At 48.1% G+C, this 5275-nt stretch carries 4 protein-coding genes; 2 read left to right on the forward strand and 2 right to left on the reverse strand.

What is annotated here, in order from left to right:
* A partial coding sequence (locus MHN01_RS15620; RefSeq protein ID WP_239412193.1) for an EAL domain-containing protein occupies positions 1-2998 on the forward strand: 2998 nt, incomplete at its 5' end.
* 64 nt (positions 2999-3062) lie between these two features.
* Here MHN01_RS15620 and MHN01_RS15625 read toward each other — a convergent pair.
* Positions 3063-3416 carry a tRNA-binding protein gene (locus MHN01_RS15625; RefSeq protein ID WP_239412194.1) on the reverse strand — a complete coding sequence of 118 codons (354 nt, stop codon included), beginning with the start codon at positions 3414-3416 and terminating at the stop codon, positions 3063-3065.
* A gap of 67 nt (positions 3417-3483) precedes the next feature.
* Complete coding sequence (locus tag MHN01_RS15630) at positions 3484-4158, reverse strand: pyridoxamine 5'-phosphate oxidase family protein (protein ID WP_239412195.1); 675 nt, start codon at positions 4156-4158, stop codon at positions 3484-3486.
* Positions 4159-4249: 91 nt separating this feature from the next.
* Here MHN01_RS15630 and MHN01_RS15635 point away from each other — a divergent pair.
* Positions 4250-5275: PLP-dependent aminotransferase family protein (locus MHN01_RS15635; RefSeq protein WP_239412196.1), on the forward strand; the 1026-nt coding region annotated here is incomplete at its 3' end.

Raw genomic sequence — 5275 nt, forward strand, 5'->3', positions numbered from 1 at the left:
AGTTTCTTTGCGGGCGATTAGTAGTCGAGATATAGCGCATTCAGATCCGTACGAACTTCGCCAGGGGGGATTGGGGTTTGTAGCTCGAAAAGCCATATACGATGATGGTGGTTACTGGGGGCTTGTCAGTATGGTGCTAGATATGGTGCCTATTATTGAAGAAGCGGGAATGATGGAAGCGGAGACTAACCTTGTTATGGCGATCAGAGATAGCCAGGAGCAGGTGTTCTTTGGTTCCCCTCAAGTATTTGAACAGTCAGAATTGATCAAGCAGGTCAATATGCCGGATGGTTACTGGGAGATAGCGGCAATCCCGTTACCGAGCAGTAACAGCGTAACCAAGCTATTGGTCTTTAAAACAATAACAGCAGCGTTTCTAGTATTACTATGCGGGCTTGGTTTTAAGTTGATCCCGGTAGGCAAGAAACCGCTGATAGATAGCGCCTATTTGCAGAAAAGTACACTGCAACCGAAATCTCAGACCAACTATTTTATCTCTACCTCATTCTCAGCTCCTGGCTGGCTGCCCCCTGTGTTGACCTCGACGGCAATTATTGCCGCAGTGATCGGCTTTAATAGTTTTATGAAAGGGAGTGATGATATGGTGCAAAAGTATCAACTCACCCGATCAATAGGGCAAGTAACCAATAACCTTGAGCGTAAGCTGGATGCGGATCGAGAATATTTGTTGTTAATCGCGCAGGAATTGGCACATGGTAGCCTTGATATTTCCTCTTTCCAGGCCAGAGTATCTCGCTATGTCAATGATCACGCAGGATTGATCAATGTGACCTGGGCCGACAGCGACTTTATCATTCGTCATACCGCACCACTTGAAGGCAATCAGCAGGTATTGGGCCTTAAGCTCTCTTTGCCCGAGCCTGAACGAGCATCAAGGCTGGCTTATAAAAGTCACAAGCCAACTTATACCAAGCCGTTTATGGTTATTCAGGGGAAAGCGGCGTTTGAACTGTATGTTCCGATCTTTAGGAACGGCGAGTTTCTGGGGACTTTGGGAGGCGTTTACTCGATCAAGGAGCTGGTCGATAGCGAGATCTCACAAGTGTTAGCTTCACGCTATGAAATAGAAGTGCTTAACACAACAGGAGATGTTTTCTATCAGAAGAGTGACGGTCAAAACACGGCAAGTTTATCTAAAGTGGTTCCGATTAAGCCAACGCCTGGCAGTTTATGGCTTCGGTTGAGCGCCTATGAGCAAGGTCCAAATCAGAGTGCGAAACTCTTTATGATGCTGACCGTTGTACTGGCTGTCGGGATTGGCCTGAGTATGTGGTTGCAGTATCGAGAGAGCTACAAACAGTGGCAGATAAGCAAGACGCTACAAGAAATTCAGCAACAATTTCATGCGATCGCTCAGGCAGCACCAACGGCCGTGATGATGCTCAAACTCAACGCTAACGAGTTTCTCTATGCCAACGGCCAAGCACATGAATTCTTCAGTCAGTCGGGAGCTTCTATTCTTGGGCGAGGTATTGACGATGTTCTCCAAAATTCAGATGAAACCCAATCATTATTGTCTGTTATTGGTGACCAGAAACGGCTTGATAATCTAGAGCTGCAGATGAAGAAGTCCGATGGGGAGATCTTTTGGGCTTCACTTTCATTCCGGCAAGTTGATCATGAAGGGGAGACAGCCCTAGTGCTCAGTATCTCTGATCTTACCGAGCGCAAACGTTATGAAGACCAGCTTTATCATCAGGCAAATTATGACAATTTAACCGGCCTGCCTAACAGGGTTCTGGCTTTCGAGCGGCTGGATCGCGCCTTGGAAACGGCTGAACGGGAGCAGAACTTAGTCGCTTTGTTGTTTATTGATTTGGACCTGTTCAAGAATGTGAATGATAGCCTTGGTCACCGTGCCGGGGATCAGCTTCTGGTTGAGGTTGCCAGACGTTTGTCTGGGTGTGTACGTGAAAGCGATACTGTCGCTCGTTTAGGGGGAGATGAGTTCACCATTATCTTGCCGGGACTGAAAGATATCTCTGATGCCGAGCGGGTGGCCAGGAAAGTGACCGAAGCATGTGCAAGGCCGTTGTTACTCGATGGGAGTGAAGTCTCAATCAGTGCCAGCATTGGTATTACAATGTTTCCTGAAGACGGTTCGAACTACGAGCAGTTGATACACAATGCTGATATAGCGATGTACAAAAGTAAGGAAGCGGGGCGTAACCAGTTTTATTTTTATACCACGCAGATGAATGAACAGACTCAGGCGCAGCTAAAGCTGGAAACAGAGTTAAAGCGGGCGCTCGAGCGTGACGAGTTCACACTGTTCTATCAACCCTTGGTTGCAACAACCAACTGTGAGGTGGTTGGTGCCGAAGCGTTGTTGCGCTGGCATAACCCGGATCTTGGACACGTCAGTCCTGCTGAGTTTATTCCCCTGGCAGAATCAACGGGGCTGATTGTGGATATCGGTCTCTGGGTATTAACAACTGCGTGTATGCAGGCCAAGCAATGGCAAAGTGATGAAGGGATGCCGCAGTATGTGGCGGTTAATGTCTCTGGTCATCAGCTGAAGACAGCTGATTTTGTTAAGACTATATCGCAGGTTCTGGAAGAGACAGGACTATCACCGACGTCACTGGAGCTGGAGATCACTGAGAGTGTGCTGTTGGATGATCCTGAGGGTAACCGCAAAACCCTTGAGGAACTGGCAGCCATGGGCGTGCGTCTTGCGATCGATGATTTCGGCACCGGCTATTCCTCACTGAGTTATTTACGGCGCTTCCCGTTTGATACGCTGAAAATTGACCGTTCTTTTATCGGCGATATTGCCGGTGAGGACGAAGCCGCCAAGCTGGTCAGTGCGATTATCTCGATAGCCGATGTACTTGGGCTCAAAACTGTCGCGGAAGGTGTTGAGAACCAAGAGCAGTTGGACTATCTAATAGCTCAAGGGTGCGATTTCTCACAAGGGTTTTATATTGCCAAACCAATGCCGCAAGAGAAATTAGCGCAGGAATATACTTTGTAGAGGCATAGCCGACCAAGCCGTATTTCAAGTGCCCAAACACGATTGAGTTGGGCACTTTCTTAACTTATCCCGCTCTGCAGCCGTTAGGAATAGGCTTCTCTGGCATTAACAGACAAGGGGTAATTTTGTCGGCATAACCAATATCAAACAGCATCCCCTGTGAGACTTCTCCGGCCATTTTTCGCTCCGGAAGATTCACGACGAACAGAGCTTGCTTGCCTTCAATCTCATACGGATTTTCGCGCTCCTGTTTGATGCCTGCAAGAATTGAGCGAACGTGATCGCCAAAGTCGACCGTCAGCTTCATCAGTTTGTCCGACTTTTCAACTTCCGACACGGCGGTAATGGTACCGGCACGAATATCGAGCTTTTCAAAATCGTCGAAAGTGATTAAGTCTTTAATTGGTGCTTGTTTCATGTTGTTGTCCTTAAGGATTTGATTTCTATAGCCTAACATTCTAGGCATCAGGATAGGCTTGTTTGAATCACAAATTTTCCTGGTCGTTATCAACCCAGCGACTGCCGTAGGCGGCCGCATAGTCCGGCTGGGCTATTCCATCTGCCAGATCGGGCGTATCTTGTAGCGGTCCAACAACTGTGCGATAAGGTAGTACCCCAGCCCATACCGGGATATCTAAATCAGCGCGGTCATCATTAACGCCATTATTGCCAATTTTAACTGAAGCCTCATCGAGTGATATTGAGAGCAGCTCGGTAGCAGTCAGCTCTTTTTCGTTGCCAAGGCGAATATGCTTGGTGCGCCCCGGTGCAATTTGTTCAATGAACAGGTTGAGCAGTCTGTCTTTTTCCCGATTATTTTCGACTACTTCAAACTGGCCGAACACCACTGCCGAGCGATAATGGGCACTGTGGTGCATTGCTGATCGTGCCAGCACCCAGCCGTCAAACAAGGTAAATGTCATGCAGGTTTGCTGGCCTTGCTTGAGGTTTCTGAGCAGGCGACTGTTTCGGGCTCCATGAATATAGACCCTATCATCGACCCGCCACGCCAGCATCGGGATCACTACCGGCATACCGGAATCGATGATCGCGACGTGGGCAAGCAGGCTTTCATCGATGATTTTGTAAAGCTCATTTACGTTGAAGTTCGATTTATGGGCACCTTTTTTAATCGTTGTCCGAGCCGTGTTAGATAGCATAGTGACTTTCTCCGTTGTCCGTATGTTGGCAATATATCGACCAACTGGTATTTTGAAGAGTGCCAGTTTTGTTAATTCTATGGATCCAGTTATGCAGCCCATCGATATCGGAGATTTTGCTCTTTCGCCCCACAGTGAAACACTACAGCAGGCACTTTTTGAGGCTGTGAGAAGCAGAATAATGAACGGATTATGGTGTAATGGCGGTAAGTTACCATCGACTCGCAAGTTTGCCGATGCGCTTGATATCAGTCGAAACACCGTGATAGCAGCATACGATCAGTTAGCGGCCGAGGGGTACATAGAGAGTCGAAAGGGATCGGGATTTTTTGTCATGCTGAACATCCCTGACCGTTATATTCAGATGGATTCTGGCTCGGTTCTGAAGATGGAAAAGAGCCAGCACTCTACCAGACAACTAACACAGCAAGCCCTAACTTCGTTTTCTTCTTTGAACCAGCCTTTTGCACCAGGTATTCCTGATTTAAAAGTGTTTCCCTATAACAAGTGGCAGCGGGTTGTACAAAGGCACCTGACTCGCCCGTTGCTATCGGGACACAGTGATCTTCAGGGATTGCCGAGCCTGAGGCAGGCTTTGAGCGACTATTTGTCATCCAGCCGCTCTGTTGATTGTGAACCGGGCAGGATCATTATTACTTCGGGCGCGCAGCAGGCACTGTCTATCGCGATTATGGCCACCTTAAAACCTGGGCACAAAGTGATGATCGAGAATCCTGGCTATGCACAGGTGAGAAAGGCACTGGAGTTGTCCCGCGCTGAATTATCTCCGGTGACTGTATCTCCCTACCATGGGCTCAGGCTGGATGAAGTCAGACAGCAACATGCCGATGCTCTTTATATTACCCCGAGCAACCAATACCCGCTGGGCACGAGCTTGAATACCGAACAACGATTAGTACTTATCGAGTGGGCAAACCAACACAACAGCTGGATCATTGAGGATGATTACGATAGCGAGTTTCAGTTTGCTCATCGTCCTTATACCTCACTGCAGGGGTTGGCTAGCCAGGCTGGTGGAATGAATCGCTGTATCTATATTGGCTCGTTTAGCAAAACGATGTTTAACGCATTGAGGATCGGTTACATGGTGGTGCCG

Origin of the sequence: Photobacterium sp. OFAV2-7 (assembly GCF_022347985.1) — a bacterium.
GTDB lineage: Bacteria > Pseudomonadota > Gammaproteobacteria > Enterobacterales > Vibrionaceae > Photobacterium.